Raw genomic sequence first — 21409 nt, 5'->3', positions numbered from 1 at the left:
CAAGAATCAGGAGATCACCATGAGCGACGTTCGTCGTGCCCGCATCGCAGAACTGCTTCCCCGTAAGAACCGTCGTAAGACCAGGATCGGCCTCGTCGCCGGTGGTCTCGGAGCGTACTGGCCGCAGTTCCCTGACCTGCTCCCTCAGCTGCAGGCGTCGTCGCGCTATGTCAGTGAGCGCTTCCAGAATCTGGATGCCGAGGTCACCGATGTGGGCTTCATCTCGGACGCGAAAGATGCCGCCGCCGCCGCCGAGAAGCTCCGCCTCGCGGACCCGGACCTCATCGTCGTCTTCCTCACCACGTATCTGACGGCATCGATGGTCCTCCCGATCGCACAGCGCTCCGGGGCCCCGGTCCTGGTGATCGACCTGCAGCCCACGGAATCGATGGACCATGCGACCTTCGACACCGGCCAGTGGCTCGCGTACTGCGGACAGTGCGCGGTGCCCGAGGTCGGCAACGTCTTCCGGCGCGGCGGTATCGAGTTCCGCTCGGTCTCGGGATACCTGCGCGATGAGAGCGCGTGGGCGCGCATCGAACGCTGGATCGCCGCTGCGGACGTCCGCGCGACCCTGCGTCACGCGCGTCATGGACTCATGGGACACCTGTATCCGGGGATGCTCGACGTCTCGACGGACCTGACCTCGGTGTCCACCCAGTTCGGCTCGCACGTGGAGGTGGTCGAGTTCGACGACCTGCGGGTGCGCGTGGAAGGCGTCACAGACGGTGAGACCCGCGAGCGCATCGCTCTCGCCAAGGAGGTCTTCGTCCTCGACGAGGCATCCGTGAATGAAGACGACCTGGCCTGGGGTGCGAAGGTGTCGGTCGGACTCGACCGGTTGGTCGATGACTTCGAGCTCGACTCGATGGCCTACTACCACCGCGGCCTCAACGGCGAGCAGCACGAGCGTCTGGGCGCCGGCATGATCCTCGGCGCGTCGTTGCTGACAGCGCGCGGGGTCCCGATGGCCGGCGAGTACGAGCTCCGCAACAGCATCGCCATGCTGGTGGCGGACACGATCGGCGCGGGCGGATCGTTCACCGAGATCCAGGCCCTGAACTTCTTCGACGGCGTCGTGGAGATGGGCCACGACGGTCCGGCGCACCTGGCGATCAGCCAGCGGGACCCGCTGCTGCGCGGACTCGGCATCTATCACGGCAAGCGCGGGTGGGGCGTGAGCGTCGAGTTCGACGTCAGAGAGGGACCGGTGACCACGTTCGGCGTCGGCCAGGAGCGGGACGGCAGCTATGTGTTCGTCGCCTCCGAGGGCGAAGTGGTCCCCGGCCCGCTGCTCGCGATCGGCAACACGACCTCCCGTGTCGACTTCGGGTGCCACCCGGGCGAGTGGGTCGATGCCTGGAGTGCAAGCGGGGTCGACCACCACTGGGCGTTGTCGACCGGACACCGGGCACAGGACTTCCGCGCTGCGGCGAATCTGCTCGGCATCGAGTTCCGGCAGGTGTCGGTCGGCTGATCGCATCCTCCGCAATCCACCTCACCCCCCGACGGCCCTGCCAGGGCCACCTCCGAAGGAGAACACCGTGAAGATCGGCAGCACCTCGACGACGGGATGGCGTGCCACCATCGCCGTCGCCATGTCCAACTACATCGAAGCCGGCTCGATCATCGCGATCGCGACCAGCCTCGGCTTCTGGCAGGCAGAACTCGGGTTCACCGATCTGACCGCCGGGCTGCTCGCGGCCTTCAGCGCGAACGCCTTCGGCGCGGCCATCGGCGCGATGCTCGGCGGCCCGCTGAGCGACCGTCTCGGCCGCAAGTTCATCTACACGTACGACCTCGTCGTGTTCATGATCGGCGTCCTGCTCGCGGCGTTCGCCGTGAACGTGCCGATGCTGTTCCTCGGGTTCATCATCACCGGAATCGCCGTCGGGGCCGGAGTCCCCGCGTCCTGGACCTACATCGCCGAACAGGCGCCGTCGAGGAACCGCGCGAAGCACGTCGGCACGGCGCAGCTCGCGTGGTCGTTCGGGCCGCTGGTCGGGTTCGCGCTCGCCGCCCTGCTCGCGCCGCTCGAGCTCTTCGGCAGCCGGATGATCTTCCTCCATCTCTTCGTCGTGGCCGCCGTCGTCTGGTGGGTCAGGCAGGGGCTGCCGGAGTCTCAGCTGTGGAAGGACCAGAAGGAGAAGAGCGCGAACGAGGTGAAGAGCGGAACGGCTTCTCGCACGGGGCGCGGTTTCGGAGCCCTGCTGTCGAAGAAGGTCAACATCACCGCCCTGCTCTTCCTTTTCGGGATCTACGGCTTCTGGGGGATCGTCGCCGGTCAGGCCGGTATCTTCATGCCCCGGGTCTACGAGGCCGCCGGAGTCGAGAGCGTCGTCGAGCAGGACCTCCTGCAGGTGCTGGTGTGGGGATGCACCGTCATCGCGACCTACTTCGGTTTCATGATGCTGGCCGACCGGATGTCGCGGCGTCTGCTCTACATCATCGGCGCCGTGATGGGGATCCTCGGATGGATGGCGCTCGTCTTCGGTGAGCCGGGGACCGCCACGCTCATCACGTTCGCCGTGCTCTGGGGCCTGTCGGCCGGCATCGGCGCGCAGGCGTTCTACGGGCTGTGGGCGAGCGAGCTGTTCGCCACCCCGTACCGCGCGAGCGCCCAGGGTCTGCTCTTCTTCGCTGCGCGTCTCGCCATCGGCTTCCTCAGCTACTTCTTCCCCGTGCTGCTCGCGACGACCGGAGTCGCCAACGTCGGTCTCATCATGATCGGCTTCCTCGCCGTCGCACTTCTCGTCGGTGCGATCTGGGCTCCGAACACGCGCGGTCGGAGTTTGAAGGAGATCGAGGAGGAGCGCTACGGCGCGGGAGCGTCCGAGCAGCAGGAACCGGTGGTGCGATGAGTGCGGCTGCGTCTCCGACGATCCAGCGGGTCTGCTTCACGATGCGGCTCCGCCCGAGTCGTGTCGACGACTACCTCCGCGACCATGCCGAGGTCTGGCCCGAGATGCTCGCCGCTCTGACCGAAGCCGGGTGGACGAACTACTCGCTGTTCATCCGTCGCGACGAGGGGATCGTGATCGGCTATCTGGAGACCGAGGACTTCGCACGGGCGCAATCCGAGGTGGCCCGCCGCGAGGTCAACACCCGGTGGCAGGCATCGATGGCACCGTACTTCGAGCGGGGTCGACCCGACGGCGCTCTGGACGTGTGGGAGGAGTACTTCCACCTCGACTGAGCGTCGCCGGGCATCGGTTGCGGAGGAATCAGTCGAACACGGGGCTGAGGAAGCGACGCTCGTACCGTCGGATGCACCGCGTGGTGCGGGCGAACTCGAACGCCTCGATGCACTCCGGGTCGGTGCGCGATGCCGTGCGGTAGGTCTCGTACGCCGCCAGGGAGGGGAAGGTGAACAGGGCGAACGCTTCGTCGCTGTCTCCTTCGCTCGGCATGAAGTACCCGTGGTGGGTGCCGCCGTGCTTGGCGACGAGTCGGATCCACGTCCGCCCGTACGTGGTGAAGTCGTCGAGCTTGTCGGGGTCGATCTCGTAGCGGAGGTGGATCGTGATCATGGGACGATCCTTCCAGAGGTCCACCGGCCACCGAACCGCACCCGGTGACTACGCTGAGTCCCGTGACGAACTCGCGCGACATGGTCCACATCCCCGCCGGCCGGTTCCTGATGGGGTCGGACGACTTCTACCCCGACGAGCGGCCGGTGCACGAGCGTGAAGTCGCATCGTTCTTCATCGACCGGTACGAGGTGACCAACGCGCAGTATGCGGAATTCGTCGACGCGACCGGATACGTGACGGTCGCGGAACGTCCGCTCGACCCCGCCGCTTTCCCCGGCGCCGACCCCGCGGATCTCGTCCCCGGCTCGATGGTGTTCACGCCGACCGCGGGCCCGACAGACCTGCGGAATTGGCGCAACTGGTGGCGATGGCAGCCGGGGGCGCACTGGCGTCGACCGTTCGGACCCGATTCCTCGATCGATCAGCTGCTCCAGCATCCCGTCGTCCACATCGCGTTCGAAGACGCCGTCGCCTATGCCGACTGGGCCGGGATGCGACTTCCCACCGAGGTCGAGCACGAGTACGCGGCGCGTGGGGGACAGGAGAGCACGGCTTTCGCGTGGGGCGATGAGGCGTATCCCGGCGGCGTCGCCCAGGCGAACTCCTGGTTGGGACGCTTCCCCTACGACAACCAGGGCGTCGGCGGCACGGCTCCCGTCGGCTCCTACCCGCCCAACGGCTACGGCCTCTACGACATGATCGCGAACGTGTGGGAGTGGACGACCGACTTCTACACGCCGAGGCACATCCGGTTGTCCGACACTCCCGTCGACCAGGGCAAGCGGACGAACCTGCTGGCGGCGGCGAGCGCGCAGGAGGGCTTCCCCGCCATCCCTCGCCGTGTCCTCAAGGGTGGTTCGCACCTCTGCTCGCCGGACTACTGTCTGCGGTTCCGGCCGGCCGCGCGCTCGCCGCAGGCCGAAGACACCGGCATGTCCCACATCGGATTCCGCCTCACCCGCTCCGAGTGAGGGCCCCTTCGCGCGGGGCGCGGAGAATGCTTGGCTCGACCGAGGGCAACCGCCCGCCTCATCGGTCGACGCAAGGAGTCAGGCATGGCTGACAAGCCCAACATCCTCATCATCTGGGGCGATGACATCGGCATCGCCAACCTGAGCACGTACTCCGACGGGCTCATGGGCTACCGGACGCCGAACATCGACCGGATCGCCGACGAGGGCGTGAAGTTCACCGACTACTACGGCGAGCAGAGCTGCACCGCCGGTCGTGCCGCCTTCATCACCGGACAGAACCCGTACCGCACCGGACTCACCAAGGTGGGCATGCCGGGTGCGAAGCTGGGGCTCCAGCCCGAGGACCCCACGATCGCCGACGCGCTCAAGCACCACGGGTACGCCACGGGTCAGTTCGGCAAGAACCACCTCGGCGACCGCGACGAGCATCTGCCGACCGCCCACGGCTTCGACGAGTTCTTCGGCAACCTGTACCACCTCAACGCGGAGGAGGAGCCGGAGCATCCGGACTACCCGACCGACGAGGAGTTCCCCGGCTTCAGCGAGAGGTTCCGTCCCCGTGGTGTCATCCATTCGTGGGCGGGAGAGGACGGGACGCAACGGATCGAGGACACCGGCCCGCTGACGAAGAAGCGCATGGAGACGGTCGACGAGGAGTTCCGCGACGCCGCCGCCGACTTCATCCGCACCCAGGCCGCGGACGACACCCCCTTCTTCGTGTGGTTCAACTCGACGCATATGCACTTCCGCACCCACACGAAGGAGCAGAGCAAGGGACGCGCAGGGCGCTGGCAGTCGAACTACCACGACACGATGCTCGATCATGATGATGTCGTCGGGAGCCTGCTCGACCTGCTCGACGAACTCGGGCTCGCTGAGAACACGATCGTCATGTACTCGACCGACAACGGCCCGCACATGAACAGCTGGCCGGACGCCGGGATGACCCCGTTCCGCAACGAGAAGAACTCCAACTGGGAAGGCGCCTACCGCGTCCCCGCGATGGTCCGCTGGCCGGGACGCATCCCCGCCGGTACGACGCTCAACGGGATCGTGAGCCACAACGACTGGTTCGTCACGCTGTTGGCGGCCGTGGGTGACGATGACATCGCCGAGCGGCTGAAGTCGGGCACGGCGCTGCACGGCACCGACTACAAGGTGCACCTCGACGGGCACAACCAGCTCGACTACATCACGGGGGCCGCCGAGCACAGTCCACGGCGGCACTTCTTCTACGTCTCGGACGACGGAGACCTCACGGCGCTGCGCTTCGAGAACTGGAAGCTCGTGTTCCTCGAGCAGCGCGCCGCGGGCACCCTCCAGGTCTGGCAGGAGCCCTACATCGAGCTGCGCTTCCCGAAGCTCTTCAACCTCCGGACGGATCCCTTCGAACGCGCCGACATCACGTCGAACACGTACTGGGACTGGGTGCTCGACCACGTGTTCCTGATGATCCCCGCGCAGGCGTACGTCGCGAAGATGCTGGGCACTCTCGCCGAGTTCCCCGCCCGACAGGAGTCGGCCTCGTTCACCATCAACCAGGTCATGGCGAAGCTGGATTCGACGGTCGGGAGCTCCTGAGCGTCGGTCAGTCCGCGGCGCGGAGCTCCTCGATGACGCGATCGACGATCACATCGGTCGCGAGGCCATAGCGCTCGTGCAGCGTCGGCAGGGCTCCCGCGTCGAGGAAGCGGTCGGGCAACGCGACGGGCACGACGCGGCGGGTGGCTCCGCGACGCACCAGGGCGGAGGCGACCGTCTCGAACAGCCCCCGACCACGGTGTGGTTCTCGAGGGTGAGCGCGAGCCGCGGGGTGTCGAGTTCGCGCAGGACCGTCTCCTCATCGAACGGCTTGATGGTCGGGGTGTGCACGACGGCGACGTCGATCCGGTGTGCGGCGAGACGCTCCGCAGCCTGCAGAGCGCGCATCGTCATCAGGCCGCTGGAGACGAAGACCACATCGTTGCCCGGACGCACGACCTTGGCCTTGCCGAGCTCGAAGGAGTAGTCGTACTCGTCTAGGATCGTCGGCACCTTCCCCCGGAGCAGGCGGAGGTAGGTCGGCCCCGCGGATGCGGCGAGCTGCGGCACCGCCTGCGCGATGTCGACCGAGTCGCAGGGGTCGACGATCGTGAGGTTGGGCATGCCGCGGAAGATCGCGATGTCCTCGGTCGCCTGGTGGCTGGGTCCGTACCCGGTGGTGAGTCCGGGAAGGCCCCCGACGACGTTGACGTTGAGGTTCGGCTCGGCGATGTCGAGGGCGATGAAGTCGTACGCGCGGCGAGAGGCGAACACGGAGTAGGTCGAGGCGAAGGGGATGAGCCCCACCTCCGCCATGCCGGCGGCAGCGCCGAAGAGCAGCTGCTCGGCCATGCCCATCTGGAAGAACCGCTCGGGGTGCGCGTCGCGGAAGACGTGCATGTCGGTGTACTTGGCCAGGTCGGCGCTGAGGCCGACGACCCGCTGGTCGGTGTCGGCGAGTCGGGCGAGCGCTTCGCCGAACGGCGCGGACGCCGTCTTCTGCCCCGGCTCGGCGAACGACGCGATCATCGCCGATGTCTTCAGCTTCGGCTTCGTGGGGGTGGTCATCTGTTCGCTCCTTCGTAGCCGGCGATGAGCTGCTCGCGGCTGATCGCCCACTCGTGTTCGTCGATGCGCATGAAGTGGTTCTTCTCGCGGTCCTCCAACAGGGGGACGCCCTTGCCGACCTTCACGTCGAAGAGGATCACCTGCGGTGCGCCCACCGGGTCGCGGTCGTCTATCGCGTCGAACGCGGCGAGGATCGCTTCCGGGTCGTTGCCGTCGACACGCTGGGTGCGCCAGCCGAACGACGCCCACTTGTCCTCGGCGGGTTCGAGGGACAGGACGTCGGCGGTCGGGCCGTCGGCCTGCAGCGCGTTCATGTCGACCAGCGCGGTGAGGTTGCCGAGCCGATGCGAGGCAGCGCCCATCGCTGACTCCCACGTCGATCCCTCGTTCAGCTCACCGTCGGAGAGGAAGGTGAACACGCGGGCATCGCTGCCCTGGTGGCGAAGGCCCAGTGCCATGCCCACCGCGACTGTGAGGCCATGGCCGAGCGAGCCGCCGGAGATCTCCATGCCGGGGGTGTAGCTCGCCATCCCCGACATGGGAAGACGCGAGTCGTCGGAGCCGTAGGTGTCGAGTTCCTCCTGCGGGATGACGCCCGCCTCGGCCAGTGCGGCGTAGAGCGCGATCGCATAGTGGCCGGTGGAGAGCAGGAACCGGTCGCGGTCGTCCCAGTGCGGGTCGTCCGCGCGGTGGCGCAGCTGGTCGAGGTACACCGCGGCGAGCACGTCGGCGGCGCCGAGCGCCTGGCCCACGTAGCCCTGTCCCTGCACCTCACCCATGTGGAGGGCGTTCAGGCGGATGCGGTGGGCGCTGTCGCGGATGCGTCGCGCGCGGTCGGATGCGGTGGCGGTCGTCATCGGGTTCCTTCGGTGGCAGGGGCGGCGACGGCGACGGCGACGTCGGACGGTGGGGTCGCGTCGCCGACGCGGATGGGAGCCGTCTCTCGGGTGACGGCTGCGACGGACGTGGAGATGATGCCCAGGGCCACGAAGAGCAGAGCAGGGCCGAGCCATCCCACGCCGGCGTAGAGTGCCGTCGCGAGGAAGGGAAGCAGACCCGCGACGATCGACGCGCCGTTGTAGCCGAGCGAGATGCCGGACGAGCGCACATCCCGGGAGAAGAGTTCGCTGAACCAACTCGACTCGACCGCGAAGATCGGGTCGTGGCTGAAGAGCAGGCTCAGGGCGACCGCGACGATGATCATGATCACGGCGCCGGTGTTGATGAGAAGGAACATCGGGATGCCGAACAGGATCGTGAAGATCGCGCCGATGAGGAAGACGCGCTTGCGCCCGATCCGGTCGCTGAGCGCCCCGTAGAGGAGGTGCGATCCGAGTCCGAGTGCGGAGCCGATCATGGTTCCCCACAGCACGTACTGCGAGTCGCTGATCGCGGCCAGCCCGACGTACGAGAGCACGAAGCTGGTGGTGATGTAGTAGCCGCCGGTCTCGGCCAGACGGAGTCCGATGATCCGCAACACCAGTCGCCAGTCCTGCTTGAGCACCTGGAGGGCGGGCTGCTTGTGGATCTCTCCGGCCTGCTTCATCTTCTCGAACTCGGGGGACTCCTTCACGCCGAGGCGGATCCAGAGACCGATAGCGACCATCACGATCGAGAGCAGGAAGGGCACGCGCCACACCCAGTCACCCTCGAACAGGGCGTTCGAGGCCAGGAAGGTGCCGTTCGCGAGGAGCAGCCCGGCCGGGATGCCGATCTGGGGCACGGAGCCGAAGAACCCGCGACGCTGCGCCGGGGCATGTTCGACGGCCATCAGCACCGCGCCTCCCCATTCGGCGCCGAAGCCGATCCCCTGCACGGCCCGCAGGAGGATCAGCAGGATCGGAGCGAGGACTCCCACCATCTCGTACGTCGGGAGCAGCCCGACGAGGAAGGTGGCGGCGCCCATCACGATGAGCGATGCCAGCAGGACCGTCTTGCGGCCGATGCGGTCACCGAAATGTCCTGCGAGGTAGCCGCCGAGCGGGCGGAAGAAGAAGCCGACAGCCAGCACCGCGAACGACTGCAGCACGCCGACGATCGGGTCTTCGGCATGGAAGAAGACGGAGCCGAAGTAGGCGGCCGACGCGGTGCCGTAGATGAAGAAGTCGTATGACTCGACGGCGGTGCCGATCATCGATGCGATCGACACCTTGACGGGGTTGTCGCGCTGCGGTGTGCGCGCCGGGGGACGGGTGATGTTGACCATGGGTGTTCCTCCTTGAACAGGGCGGTGAGTGGTGGTGGCCGTCAGCGACGGCGGTAGGTCTCGATCACGCGCGAGTCGTCGCGCGTGCCGAGGCCGTCTGCCTGGGCGGCGAGGTAGCGCTCGCGTGCGGCGTCGAGCAGGGGACTCTCGGCTCCGGCGGCGCGGGCGGCGTCGTACACGAGTCCCGAGTCCTTGACGAAGATGTTGATCTGGCTGGTGACCTCGACGTCGGTGCCTTCGAGCATCCGTGGGCCGCGGTCGGACAGCATCCAGGATCCGGCGGCGCCGGATTCGAGCAGGGGCAGCACCTCGGCCGGGTCGAGTCCCAGTGCCGTCGCCAGAGCGAGCGCTTCCGCGGCGGCCACGATGTGCACGGAGCAGCAGAGGTGCTGGTTGACGACCTTGATGGCCTGTCCGCGCCCGACCTCGTCGCCGACGATGCGCACGGCGCCGAACCGCGAGAGGACCGGTTCGAGGCGGGCGATCGACGCTTCCGCTCCGGACGCGAAGATGGTGAGTTCGCCGGTGCGAGCTCGCGCGACACCGCCGGTGACCGGGGCGTCGACCACCGCGGCGCCGGCGTCGGTCAGTCGTGCGGCGGCCGAGACGACGGCCTCGGGTCCGACGGTGCTCATCACGGCCCAGAGCTGTCCGCGCACGGCTCCGGCGGCCAGGGCCTGGTCGACGAGTGTGTCGAGCTGGTCGGGGGTCGCGACCATCGCCACCACGACCGCGGCCGCAGGTGCGTCGCCGATGGCCCCGACCGTCGCGGCTCCGACCGCCTGTGCGCGTTCGCGGGCGCCGGGGAAGGGGTCGACGCCGGTGACGTCGATCCCGCCGTCCACGAGGCGCTGGAGCATGGGGAGTCCGATCGCACCCAACCCGACGAATGTGACTGCTGCGGCGGTGTCCGGCATGACTCGCTGACCTCCATTGGTCCGTGTGGCCGATGATCTGAGAATTGGTTAACCAATCTGTGGATCAGAATACGACCGCGAAGCGGGCATGTCAAGATTGGTTATACCAATCCCGTGCTCAACGGTGTGCGGCGATCGGCAGCGACTGCCAGTTGCGGAAGTGCTCGCGCATCGCGGCTCGCGCCGCCTCGGCGTCTCCGGCCTCGAGCGCGTCCACGATCGGGTAGTGGACGCTGTCCGTGCGCAGGACGCCGTCGGCGTCCGGGGTCTCCACGGCGACCGCATCCAGCCGTCGCACGCGGATCGTCTCGCGCAGCACGTGGCTCAGCCCCTCGTGGATGAGGCGGAGCACCGGATTGTCGACCATGCTCTGGAGGCTCCGGTGAAACGCGACGTCTGCCTCGAAGGCCGCCTCGTGGTCGCCGGACCGCGTCGCGGCGACCATCTGATCGACGAGTTCGCGCAGGTGGGCGACGTCGATCGCGGTCGCGCGTGCGGCGGCGGCCTCGGCGACGGCCTCTTCCAGGAGCACGCGCGATTCGGCGAACTGGCTGTCGGTCAGGTAGCCGAGTTCCCTCGCGATGGTGAAGTAGCTGCGGACGAAGTCGTCGCCCGGAGCGTCGATGTACGTACCGCGACCCTGGGTGCGGTGGAGGAAGCCGAGGCGCTCGAGCACGGCGAGGTGCTCGCGCAGCGCCCCGCGACTCATCCCCAGTGCATCGCCGAGTTCGCGCTCCGGCGGCAGGCGCCGCGCCGAGGAGCCCTCCTCTTCGACGGCGAGGGCGACGAGGCGGGAGACGAGCGTCTCCAAGGTCGTGGTCACGGCGGCTCCGATTGGTCGACCTTTATGATATCCGCGCCGCGGTCAGGCCAGGGGAGGCCCCGACGACTGGCGGATGATCAGTTCATGCGCCGTCGTGATGGTCCGCGCCTCGTCGCTCGCCGGGCGGAGGATGAGCGAGACCGCGTGCTGACCCATCTCGAGCATGGGGATGCGCGCCGTGGTGAGCGCGGGCGCCACGTCCGGCGCGACGGCGATGTCGTCGAAGCCGACCACCGACATCTCCTCCGGCACGCGGATGCCGTGCTGGCGCAGTTCGCTGAGGATGCCGATGGCCATCGCGTCGTTGAGCCCGACGATGGCCGTGAGGCCCCGGTCGAGCAGCTCGCGCGCACCGGCGATGCCGCCCTCGCGCGTGAACGCCTTGGAGACCACGGTGAGCTCGACGCCAGGATCGCTGGTGCCCTCGCGGAGCCCGGCGATGCGATCGGCCACCGTGTTCAGCTCGGGGGCCCTGCGACCACGCCGATCCGGCGATGCCCGAGATCTGCGAGGTGTCGTCCGACGGAGACGCCGGCGCGATGGTTGTCGGGGAGCACCGCATCGACGGGGAGGTGGTGGCGGCCGATCACCGCGACGCGTCCTCCCGCGGCCGTGAAGTCCAGCAGCGCCTCCGCCATCGGCTGCTCGATCGCGGGGTCGGCGTACCCGGAGCCGGCGATGATGATGGAGCCGATGCGCTGTCGCAGCAGCGACTTCACCTGGGCCAGTTCGCTGTCGGGCGTGCGGTCGGCCTGAGCGATCTGCACGGATCGGTTCTGCTGCGTCGCACTGCGGATCACGCCGCTGGCGATGTCGGAGAAGTAGGGGTCGCCGATCTCGTGCACGACGAGTCCGATGGTGGGCACGAGCCCCCGGCGAGGCCGCGCGCATGCATGTTGGGCTCGTAGCCGAGCGCCTGGGCGATGCCGCGGACGTGTTCGGCGACCTCGGGCGAGATCCCCGATCCGCCGGACATCGCTCTCGACGCACTCGCCAGGGAGACGCCGGCGGCTTCGGCCACATCGATGAGTCGTGGCGCGCCCTCACGCTTCACGAAGCCTCCCCCTGAGGAGCAAGATCGACGCTGATTGCGCTGTAGGTTGCTCTTCGTTCTTCCCTCCCACTATAGTGGCGGAAGCGCTTACGAAAGCGCTTTCGCTACGATGACGTAGGAGACTCGGATGACTGCACCCAGACACGGTCGACGGATCGCTGCCGCGATCGGAACGCTTTCGATCGCCGCGCTCACGGTTTCGGCCTGTTCCGGAACCGGAGACCAGGGCGAAGGGGGTGGCGGCTCCGACGATCCGATCGTCATCGGCATCTCCCTCCCGCTCACCGGAGACTTCTCGGAGCCGGGCAAGGGCGTCGAACGCGGCTACGAGGCCTGGCGCGACATCGTCAACGAGAACGGCGGCCTCCTCGGTCGTCAGGTCGAGCTCAAGATCCTCGACGACCAGTCGAACGCCGACCGCGTCGTCTCCGACTACGAGTCCTTGATCGCGCAGGACGGCGTCGACCTCGTGTTCGGTCCGTTCTCCACCCGGCTCGTCGTCCCGTCCGCCCGGGTCGCGCAGGAGTACGGCATGCTCTTCGTCGAGCCGGCCGGAGCCGCGGAGGAGGTCTTCGAGCAGGGCTTCGACAACCTCTTCTACGCCGCGCCCGCGATCGCCAACGACCACTACAACAACCTCGCGGACTACCTGCTGGCCCTCCCCGAGGACCAGCGCCCGGAGACCGCGGCCGTCGCCGCCATGGACGACCCCTTCGCCCAGGGCACCGCCTACGGCCTCAGGGACAAGCTGGAAGAAGCCGGGGTCGAGATCCTCGTGAACGAGGTCTACCCGCCCAACACGACGGACTTCTCCACGATCGCCGCGAAGATCGCGCAGTCCGACGCCGACATCGTCATCGGCGGCACGCAGTACCAGGACGCGGTCAACCTGATCATCGCGCTGCAGCAGCTGAATTATCAGCCCGAGCTCGCCGCGTTCTCGACCGCGCCGACCAACCCGGAGTTCGCCGCAGCCATCGGCGGCGCGACGGAGGGCATCCTGGCGCCGACGGGGTACTCGCCCAAGTCGCAGTTCCCGAGCAACATCGAGTTCGTCGAGAAGTACACCGAGATGCACGGCAACCCGCCGTCGGAGGATGAGGCGAACGCGTACACGACCGGCCAGGTCGTCGCCGCCGCCGTCGAGGCCGTCGGATGCGCCGAGCAGGGCGACTGCCAGCAGGAGCTCATCGACTGGCTGCGCGACAACGAGGTCGAGACCGTGGTCGGACCCCTCAGCTGGGACGAGACGGGCAAGCCCACCGGCGCCCACCTCATCCAGCAGTGGATCGACGGCGAGATCCTGATCGTCCTGCCCGAAGACGTCAAGGAAGCCGACTTCCTGTTCCCGAAGCCGACGTGGTGATCCGCACGTGAGTGGAGCACTGCTGCTGCAAAGCCTGATCCTCGGCGTCCTGCTGGGAGGGCTCTACGCCCTCCTGGCGGCCGGGCTCACGCTGTACTTCGGAATCATGCGCGTCGTCATGATCGCGCACTCCGCCTTCCTGATCCTCGCGGCGTACCTCGCGTGGTGGTTCAACCGCGAGACGGGGATCGACCCGCTGGTGTCGCTCGTCGTCACGGTCCCGCTGTTCTTCCTCACCGGTGTCGTCATGCAACGTCTGCTGGTGTCGAGGCTCAAGCCGTTGACGCTGACCATGATGTCGGTGCTGCTCACCTTCGCGGTGGCGCTCATCATCGAGGGGGCGCTCGGGTTCTTCTTCACCGGCACCCAGCGCCGCATCCCGCTGCCGTACGCGAGTGCGAGTCTGGACTTCTTCGGCGCCCAGGTGCCGGTGGTGAAGCTCATCGCGTTCGGTCTCGCGGCCGTGGCCCTCGCCCTGCTGTTCGTGCTGCTGAAGTACACGAAGTTCGGGCAGGCGCTGCGGGCGACGATCCAGCACCCCGAGGCCGCACGCCTGGTCGGCATCAACACCGACCGGGTCGCCGGCTACGGATTCGGACTCGGACTCGCCACGGCGGCGATCGGCGGCACCGCGCTCTCGCTCGACGCCACGATCTACCCCTCGCTGCACTGGCACTGGATCGGGCCGCTCATGGCGATCATCGTCGTCGGCGGACTCGGCAGCATCCCCGGAGCGGCCATCGCGGCCCTCGTCCTCGGGGTCGCGCAGAGCCTGCTCCAGCTCCCACTGGGACCGACGTGGGCGCAGACGGTCTTCTACGTCGCGCTGTTCGCCACGCTCATGTTCCGTCCGCAAGGATTCTTCGGAGGTCGTCTTGCCCAGCGTTTCTAGCAGAGAGCCGATCGCCACCGAGACGGTCGTGGTCGCCCCGCCCGCACCCGTGCGGCGGAAGTCGAGCAGATGGGTGGGCCTCGTCCTGCTCGTGGTCGGCGCCGCGCTCGTGCTGTCCTTCCCGCTGATCGCCCCGAACCCGTACATCCTGTCGGCGGGCGTCGTCATCCTCAACTACGCCGTGCTGTCGACGGGGTGGAACTTCATGGGCGGCTTCACGGGATACATCTCCCTCGGGCATGCCGCCTACTTCGGACTCGGCGCATACGGCACCGGGCTGCTCATCAAGTACCTGGATCTGCCGGGATTCGTCGCCTGGATCCTCGCGGCGGTGCTCGTCTCGATCATCGCGATCCCCATCGGCATCGCCGCCCTCCGGGTGCGCGGCGCCTCGTTCGTGATCGTGTCGATCGCCTTCGTCCTCATCATGCTGCTGGTGTTCCAGAGCTGGCGCGAGGTCACCGGCGGCTCCGAGGGGCTCAACGTCCCGCGTCCGTTCGACGTGCTGCGGCCCGAGCACCACCGCATCTTCTACTACCTGTTCGCGGGCCTGCTGGCCTTCGCCCTCGTCGTGTGGTGGATCATCGACCGGTCCAAGTTCGGCACCGCACTCAAGTCGGTCCGCGAAGACGAGGACAAGGCGCAGGCGCTCGGCGTGCCCACCACGCGGTACAAGCTGATCGCCTACGTCCTGTCGGCGTTGTTCGTCTCGCTCGGCGGCGGACTCTACGCGCTGTGGTTCGGCGACCTGGACCCCATCTTCCAGTTCTCGATCCTCATCGGCTCGTACATGGTGCTGATGGCCCTGCTCGGCGGAGTGCGCAACCTCTTCGGACCGCTGCTCGGAGCCGTCGTCGTCGGCATCGCGCTCGAGTACTTCAAGCTCGAGTTCGGCGACACGCAGTTCCACCTCATCGCCACCGGCATCCTCCTCGGCATCGTCGTGCTCTTCATGCCCGACGGGATCATCCCCGCCGTGAAGGGACTGTTCACCCGGTCCTCGAACGCCGCGTCGATCCGCGAGGTCACCGCCGGCGAGCTGCTCGAGCAGAACAGGGCCCGAACAGCGGATGCCTCGACGAAGGAGACGTCGTCATGAACGCCCCAACGGCACAGTCCACCCGCACGCTCGAGAGCCTGAGCACGGTCGAGATGACCAAGTCCTTCGGCGGCGTCACCGCCGTCGACGGGGCGACGGTCACCTTCCAGGAGGGCAAGGTCAACGGCCTGATCGGGCCGAACGGCTCGGGCAAGACCACCTTCTTCAACTGCGTGACCGGCATGATCAAGCCCGACTCGGGCGAGGTCCGCTACCGGGGGCAGGCGATCACCCGCAAGTCGCCCGACCGCATCGCCCGCGCCGGCATCGGCCGCAGTTTCCAGCTGTGCCGGGTCTTCCCGCGCATGACCGTGATGGAGAACCTGCTCGTGGCGGTGCGCAGCACGAGCATCCGCCAGCAGTTGCGCTCGGCACACGATCCCGACGAGTTGGAGCGGGCGCGCGGCTGGCTGCGACGCGTCGGCATCGACCACCTCGAGCACGCCGAGGCCCGCAACCTCAGCTACGGCCAGCAGAAGCTGCTGGAGCTGGCGGGCGTGCTCATGGGTGAGCCCGACACGATCATGCTCGACGAGCCGGCCGGTGGGGTGAACCCGGCGCTGATCGGACGCATCGCCACGCTCGTGCGCGAGCTCAACGAGGAGGGCAAGACGTTCATCATCGTCGAGCACAACATGGAGATGGTCATGAGCCTGTGCGACCACGTCGTGGTGTTCGACCGCGGGCGCCAGATCGCCGAGGGAACGCCCGAGATCATCCAGCAAGACCCGCGAGTCCTGGAGGCCTACCTTGGAGTCTGAAGCGAAGAACCTGCTGGAGCTGCGCGACATCGAAGCCGGCTACGGCCGTGCGGCCCTCGTGCTCCGCGGACTCACCGTCGAGGTGCCGCCCGGATCGGTGGTCTGCCTCGTCGGACCCAACGGCGCCGGCAAGTCGACCGTGCTCAAGGTGGCCAGCGGCATGCTCAAGCCCCGGTCGGGCAGCATCCGCGTCGACGGCCGCGACATCACCGGCGAGGGGCCGCAGTCGATGCTGCGTCACGGACTCGCGCACGTGCTGCAGGGGCACAGCGTGTTCCGGGAGATGACGGTCGGCGAGAACGTGATGCTCGGCGCCTTCACCCTCAAGGATCAGAAGGTCATCCAGGAGCGGGTCGAGTTCGTGCAGAACCTCTTCCCGATCGTGGGGGAGCGGTGGAAGCAGCTCGCCGGATTGCTCTCGGGCGGACAGCAGAAGCAGGTCGAGTTCGCGCGGTCGCTCATGGTGAGCCCGAAGGTCGTGCTCCTCGACGAGCCGTCGATGGGCCTCGACCCCAAGACCACCGAGAAGGTGTTCGAGCAGATCGTGCGCATGCGCGATGCGGGCACCGCCGTGCTGCTCGTGGAGCAGAACGCGCGGCGGGCGCTCGAGACCGCCGACATCGGGTGCGTGCTCGACCTCGGCCGGGTGCACATCTCGGGTCCGGCATCCGAGCTGCTCGCGGATCCGACCCTCGCCGCGCTGTATCTCGGCGGCAAGCCCGCCGTCCCCGACGCGGGATGAACCTCCGGCGGGAGGAGGCAGCGACTGCCTCCTCCCGCCCTTCTCGTCCATCTGGCGGAAGCGCTTGCGAAAGCGGTTACGCCCCGACCTGCTGTACCGCTCCACGCCTTCCCCGCTGCAGTGCCGCCCCGGAGAAGGAGCACGACCATCGGCACGACACCACACGACGACGACGTTGAGAGGTCTCTGATGCACGAACGAATCATGCGCCCCGCGAGCTCGAACACTCGATCGGCAGCACCTCCTCCTCGGTCCTTCGGCGTGCGACGAACGGGTGCGCTGGTCGCCGCGGTGGCCGTCGTCGGAGCCCTGCTCACGGCGGCCCCCGCGGCTGCGGCCGAGCCGTTCACCGAGCTGATCGACTTCGAGGCGTACCAGCGTGTCGCGTTGAACGGGCAGGACGGCTGGACGTCGTCCGCGGCTCCCCGGGTGATCGCCGACCCGTTGAACGGCAACAACCAGGTCGTCGAGTCCGTGGGAGGCGGTCAGCAGTCGTATCGCGCGATCCCGGCCATCGCCGAGGGCACCACCGGAACGCTCTTCTTCCGGTTCCTGCGCACCGGCAGCGTCGACACCTCGTTCGGCCTCACCGACGTGGATGCGCCGAACGACTACGTGAACAGTCGCGCCTACGTGAACAACCAGAACGACGACGTGCTGCGCGTGCGCGACGGCGGAGCGTTCAAGCCGGCCGGCGTGTGGTCGAAGGACGCGTGGCAGTGCGTGTGGATCGTCGCCGACAACGCGGCAGACAAGGTCACCGTGTACAGCCAGGGCGGCGCCTATGAGGAGCAGACGCGACTCCCGGAGGGGACCGAGCAGCAGTTCGGCTTCCGCCAGGCGGTGAACGGCGCGCTCGACCGGTTCTTCTGGAAGAACGGCGCCACGAGCACCGGACGCCTGCTGCTCGACGACGTCGCCGTCGACACCACGGGGAGAACCTCGCGATCGCCACCGGCAACCCCGGCGACTGCGCCCCCGGCGGCACGGCCAATGAGCCGCTGCTCAACCCGCTCCCCGACCCCGCGCTCGCCGACCTCGGCATCGAGGTGACCGAGCTCGCGCAGCTGCCGAAGTCGCAGACGACCCCGGCCACGCAGGATCAGCGGCTGGTGCGGCACAACCGCATCACGCACCTCGACGAGGTGCCCGACGACTCCGGCCGGCTGATGGTGCCCGACAACAACGACATCCTGTACCTGGTCGACAAGGAGTCGGGCGAGTACGTGCCGTACCTCAACGTGCGGAACGAGTTCATCGACAACTTCCACAACAGTGCAGGTCTGGGCACGGGTCTCGGGTCCGCGGAATTCCACCCCGACTTCGCCGAGAACGGTCTGTTCTACACCGTTCACACCGAGGGCGGCACGGCGCTGACGGAGGACACCCCCGACTTCCCCGCGTTCGGCACCACCGCGTTCCACAGCGTGATCACCGAGTGGAAGGCGAGCGATCCATCCGCCGAGACCTTCGCCGGCACGCACCGCGAGGTCATGCGCATCCCGTTCGCCGGTCGCGTGCACACCGTGCAGCAGATCGCGTTCAACCCCACCGTCGAGGACGGCGACGCCGACTACGGCAACCTCTACATCCTCGTCGGGGACGGCGGCAACGGCGTCGGCAACGGCAACCCGCAGGACCTCGCCACACCGCAGGGCAAGATCCTGCGCGTGAACCCGACGGGTGACGACAGCGAGAACGGCGAATACGGCGTGCCGGCGGACAACCCGTTCGTCGACGACGCCGATGCGCTGCCCGAGATCTACGCGGTCGGCATGCGCGACCCGCACCGGATCAGCTGGGACACCGAGGGCGACCACACCATGTATCTCGCGCACATCGGCGAGTGGCAGGTCGAGTCGGTCTATGCCGTCGAACCGGGCGACAACTTCGGCTGGTCGGTGCGCGAGGGGTCGTTCCTGGCCGACAACCGGCAGATCTTCCCGCTGCCGGAGGACGATGCCGAGAACGGGTTCACCTACCCGGTTGCCGCCTACGATCACAACCGAGACCCCGGTCAGACCGGTGACGCCGGGGTGGCCGTGAACGGCGGATTCGTCTACCGCGGCGACATCCCCGAACTGCAGGGTCGCTACCTGTTCACCGACCTCGTCCGTGGCTGGGTGCTGTCGACCGACGCCGATGAGATGGTGCGCAACGACGGCGACATCGACGACCTCGCCACGATCGAGGAGCTGCGGGTCTTCGCCGATGGCGAGGAGACCACGTTCCAGGAGCTGGTCGGCGACAAGCGCGTCGACCTGCGATTCGGGTCCGACGCCGACGGCGAGCTCTACCTCGTCTCCAAGGCCAACGGCAAGATCTGGAAGGTGACGGGCGCGCGGGAGGTCGATGAGCCGACCAACCCGTTCGTCCTGCCGGCGCTCGCGCCGAACGTCGTCACGCACCACGACTTCGATCACCCGGATGCCGCGAAGCCGACCGTCGAGGTCGACCAGGGGCGCTCGGGCACCGACATCTCGCTGATCAACGGCGGGGTGGAGATGCGCGTGGCCGACCGCGCCTACCCCGGTGCGGGAGAGGCGCTGCAGACGCAGCAGATGAGTCCGCGGACGGCATCGAACGACGACTGGAAGGCGGGCGTCTACGACGCGAACGGCGTCGATTCGCTCGACGCGTTCGCCGGCACCGACAAGGCCTCTGTCATGGGCTGGTTCAAGCCGACCGGCGATCACCCGGCCCTGAACTCGGGCACGGCGAACCCCGACGACGTGTACAACGCGATCGGTCTCGCGGGCGTGCTCACCGGCACCTCCGACGGACACGCGGTGCGGGCGCTGCTCGAGGTGATCACGGTCGACGGCGAGCTCAAGCTCGTGGCGCTCGGGCGCCGCGTCGACGGTGCAGGGTCGTGGACGTTCGCGGCCGACCTGCCGTGGAACGAGATCCTCAAGAAGGGGCAGTGGGTGCACCTCGCCGCGACCTTCGACTTCGCCGCGGGCGAGATGAAGCTGTTCATGAACGGCGAGGAGCTCGCAGGGAAGTACACCGCGGCCAATCCGTGGGGTGCGGGATCCACATCCGACACCGCACCGGCCGGGATCAAGATCGGCGGCAGCTTCCCGCAGAACACGCGTGAGGCCAACCCGTTCAACGGTCGGATGGACGACATCATGCTGCTCGACACGGTTCCCACCGCCGAGCAGGTCGCCGCGCAGTACGCGCTGTACGCCGTGCCGCCGGTCGAACCGCCGACCCCGCCGACCTGCACCCCGGATGGCCTGGTCATCTCGGACGTCATGTCGGAGGAGGACTGGGCGCCGCGGACACCCGCGAAGTGGGACTTCCCCGGCGACCAGATCGTGCTCACCGAGGCGGGGACCAACCCGAACGACGGCATCCGACGTCCGTTCGAGTACGCGGTCCTCACCGAGGGGCCGGAACTCGGATCGTTCGACCTCACCGGAGAGGTGCGGCTGGACGAGAAGGCGTCGGTCAACAACCGTGATGTGATCCTCGTGTTCGGCTGGAAGTCGGATACGGAGTACTACTACGCGCACCTCTCGCAGGACAACTCGATCTACCCGCACAACGGCATCTTCAAGGTGAACAAGGCCGACCGTGAGCGGATCGACGACCAGTGGGACGGGACCGTGGGGGCGCCGCCGGCCGTCACCGACGAGGAGTGGCACGACGTGCGCCTGGTCCGGTGCGCCGACAGCGGCGACATCGCCGTCTACGTCGACGGGCTCGACACCCCGCTGCTGACCGCGAACGACAAGACGTTCACCGAGGGTCGGGTGGGCTTCGGCTCGTTCGACAACTTCGGACGCCTCCGCGACCTCACCGTCACGGCGGCGAAGACCGACACCACGGCCCCCGTGGCGACGGTCAAGAGCGGCGCGGAGTTCACGGTGGGTCGCGACGGCGTCTACAGCCGGGTGTCGTTCAAGCTCCAGGATGAGGGGAAGATCGATCGGCTGACCCTCAACGGGGTCGAGAAGGATCTGACCGACAACACCTGGTCCGACCTGAACCACGTGAAGCCCGGCGTGTTCGGTGCCGTGGCCGGGACGAACACCCTGGTCGTGTACGACGTGGCAGGCAACGCCACCACGGTGACCTTCACGCTTGACGTGATGGCTCCCACCGTCACGGTCAAGACGGGGGCGCAGTTCACGGTCGGCGCGGACGGGACCTACAGCCTCGTCTCGTACAAGCTGAACGACGCCGGCAAGATCGATCGCCTCACGCTGAACGGTGTGACGAAGGACCTCACCGACAACGTCTGGTCCGACCTCAATGCGGTGAAGCCGGGGGCGTTCGGCGCCGTGGCCGGTGCGAACACGTTGGTCGTGTACGACGTGGCGGGCAACGCCACGACGGTGCCGTTCACGCTGGTCACCGCGGGCGGATAGCGGCTCGGCAGGTCTACGGGCAGGGGGCGGAATCCGCCTCCTGCCCGTGGTGTGTGCGCCGCGCCCGACCCTGT

At 67.9% G+C, this 21409-nt stretch carries 20 protein-coding genes and 1 pseudogene; 12 read left to right on the top strand and 9 right to left on the bottom strand.

Going from position 1 to position 21409, the window contains the following annotated elements; translation table 11 throughout:
• Positions 1-19 precede the first annotated feature (19 nt).
• The 3 genes from K1X59_RS16920 to K1X59_RS16910 all read left to right on the top strand — a co-directional run bounded on the left by K1X59_RS16920 (position 20) and on the right by K1X59_RS16910 (position 3196).
• Positions 20-1477 carry an L-fucose/L-arabinose isomerase family protein gene (locus K1X59_RS16920; RefSeq protein WP_183150897.1) on the top strand — a complete coding sequence of 486 codons (1458 nt, stop codon included), beginning with the start codon at positions 20-22 and terminating at the stop codon, positions 1475-1477.
• Positions 1478-1544: 67 nt separating this feature from the next.
• A complete protein-coding gene (locus K1X59_RS16915; protein ID WP_183150896.1) occupies positions 1545-2861 on the top strand; it encodes an MFS transporter in 1317 nt (438 codons plus the stop codon).
• Positions 2858-3196: an L-rhamnose mutarotase gene (locus K1X59_RS16910; protein WP_183150895.1), complete on the top strand. Its 339-nt coding sequence runs from the start codon at positions 2858-2860 to the stop codon at positions 3194-3196. The genes K1X59_RS16915 and K1X59_RS16910 overlap by 4 nt, the downstream gene beginning before the upstream one ends.
• A 28-nt stretch (positions 3197-3224) precedes the next feature.
• Here the strand turns inward: K1X59_RS16910 and K1X59_RS16905 are convergent, their stop codons facing one another.
• Positions 3225-3530, bottom strand: coding sequence for an NIPSNAP family protein (locus K1X59_RS16905; RefSeq protein WP_183150894.1), 306 nt, complete (start codon positions 3528-3530; stop codon positions 3225-3227).
• An 80-nt stretch (positions 3531-3610) separates the two neighbouring features.
• Here K1X59_RS16905 and K1X59_RS16900 point away from each other — a divergent pair, with 80 nt between their 5' ends.
• Both K1X59_RS16900 and K1X59_RS16895 read left to right on the top strand, forming a co-directional pair.
• Positions 3611-4504, top strand: coding sequence for a formylglycine-generating enzyme family protein (locus tag K1X59_RS16900; RefSeq protein WP_183152880.1), 894 nt, complete (start codon positions 3611-3613; stop codon positions 4502-4504).
• A gap of 84 nt (positions 4505-4588) precedes the next feature.
• Positions 4589-6088, top strand: coding sequence for an arylsulfatase (locus K1X59_RS16895; protein WP_183150893.1), 1500 nt, complete (start codon positions 4589-4591; stop codon positions 6086-6088).
• Positions 6089-6095: 7 nt separating this feature from the next.
• Here the strand turns inward: K1X59_RS16895 and K1X59_RS16890 are convergent.
• From K1X59_RS16890 to K1X59_RS21850, 8 genes and pseudogenes are all read right to left on the bottom strand, one after another.
• Positions 6096-7096, bottom strand: a pseudogene (locus K1X59_RS16890) (transketolase family protein).
• Positions 7093-7953 (bottom strand): transketolase, encoded by an 861-nt coding sequence (locus K1X59_RS16885; RefSeq protein ID WP_183150892.1) that lies wholly within the window; start codon positions 7951-7953, stop codon positions 7093-7095. The pseudogene K1X59_RS16890 and the gene K1X59_RS16885 overlap by 4 nt, the downstream one beginning before the upstream one ends.
• Positions 7950-9302 (bottom strand): MFS transporter, encoded by a 1353-nt coding sequence (locus K1X59_RS16880; protein WP_183150891.1) that lies wholly within the window; start codon positions 9300-9302, stop codon positions 7950-7952. The genes K1X59_RS16885 and K1X59_RS16880 overlap by 4 nt, the downstream gene beginning before the upstream one ends.
• Positions 9303-9343: 41 nt before the next feature.
• Positions 9344-10219: an NAD(P)-dependent oxidoreductase gene (locus tag K1X59_RS16875; RefSeq protein ID WP_220173607.1), complete on the bottom strand. Its 876-nt coding sequence runs from the start codon at positions 10217-10219 to the stop codon at positions 9344-9346.
• Positions 10220-10337: 118 nt separating this feature from the next.
• Positions 10338-11042, bottom strand: coding sequence for a FadR/GntR family transcriptional regulator (locus K1X59_RS16870; RefSeq protein ID WP_258566904.1), 705 nt, complete (start codon positions 11040-11042; stop codon positions 10338-10340).
• A 42-nt stretch (positions 11043-11084) separates the two neighbouring features.
• Positions 11085-11495, bottom strand: coding sequence for a substrate-binding domain-containing protein (locus K1X59_RS21860; RefSeq protein WP_258566903.1), 411 nt, complete (start codon positions 11493-11495; stop codon positions 11085-11087).
• 5 nt (positions 11496-11500) lie between these two features.
• Entirely contained in the window at positions 11501-11908 is a 408-nt protein-coding gene (locus tag K1X59_RS21855) for a substrate-binding domain-containing protein (RefSeq protein ID WP_244632133.1), read from the bottom strand.
• The gene (locus K1X59_RS21850) at positions 11839-12018 is read right to left on the bottom strand and encodes a hypothetical protein (RefSeq protein WP_244632615.1); all 180 of its coding nucleotides are present in this window, start codon (positions 12016-12018) and stop codon (positions 11839-11841) included. The genes K1X59_RS21855 and K1X59_RS21850 overlap by 70 nt, the downstream gene beginning before the upstream one ends.
• Positions 12019-12223: 205 nt before the next feature.
• Here K1X59_RS21850 and K1X59_RS16860 point away from each other — a divergent pair, with 205 nt between their 5' ends.
• The 7 genes from K1X59_RS16860 (at position 12224) to K1X59_RS16835 (ending at position 21335) form a co-directional block, all read left to right on the top strand.
• Positions 12224-13462 (top strand): amino acid ABC transporter substrate-binding protein, encoded by a 1239-nt coding sequence (locus tag K1X59_RS16860; RefSeq protein ID WP_202045322.1) that lies wholly within the window; start codon positions 12224-12226, stop codon positions 13460-13462.
• A 7-nt stretch (positions 13463-13469) separates the two neighbouring features.
• Positions 13470-14354: a branched-chain amino acid ABC transporter permease gene (locus K1X59_RS16855; RefSeq protein WP_183150889.1), complete on the top strand. Its 885-nt coding sequence runs from the start codon at positions 13470-13472 to the stop codon at positions 14352-14354.
• A complete protein-coding gene (locus K1X59_RS16850; protein ID WP_244632132.1) occupies positions 14338-15453 on the top strand; it encodes a branched-chain amino acid ABC transporter permease in 1116 nt (371 codons plus the stop codon). Before K1X59_RS16855 ends, K1X59_RS16850 begins: the two co-directional genes overlap by 17 nt.
• A complete protein-coding gene (locus K1X59_RS16845; protein WP_183150888.1) occupies positions 15450-16214 on the top strand; it encodes an ABC transporter ATP-binding protein in 765 nt (254 codons plus the stop codon). Before K1X59_RS16850 ends, K1X59_RS16845 begins: the two co-directional genes overlap by 4 nt.
• Positions 16204-16956 (top strand): ABC transporter ATP-binding protein, encoded by a 753-nt coding sequence (locus K1X59_RS16840; RefSeq protein ID WP_183150887.1) that lies wholly within the window; start codon positions 16204-16206, stop codon positions 16954-16956. The genes K1X59_RS16845 and K1X59_RS16840 overlap by 11 nt, the downstream gene beginning before the upstream one ends.
• Before the next feature lie 261 nt (positions 16957-17217).
• A complete protein-coding gene (locus K1X59_RS21845) occupies positions 17218-18009 on the top strand; it encodes a hypothetical protein (protein WP_258566902.1) in 792 nt (263 codons plus the stop codon).
• A complete protein-coding gene (locus K1X59_RS16835; protein ID WP_244632130.1) occupies positions 18006-21335 on the top strand; it encodes a PQQ-dependent sugar dehydrogenase in 3330 nt (1109 codons plus the stop codon). Before K1X59_RS21845 ends, K1X59_RS16835 begins: the two co-directional genes overlap by 4 nt.
• The last annotated feature ends 74 nt before the right edge of the window (positions 21336-21409 follow it).

The organism is Microbacterium sp. Se5.02b (assembly GCF_019464375.1).
Classification (GTDB): Bacteria; Actinomycetota; Actinomycetes; order Actinomycetales; family Microbacteriaceae; genus Microbacterium.
This window is presented reverse-complemented; position numbering and strand designations above follow the sequence as displayed.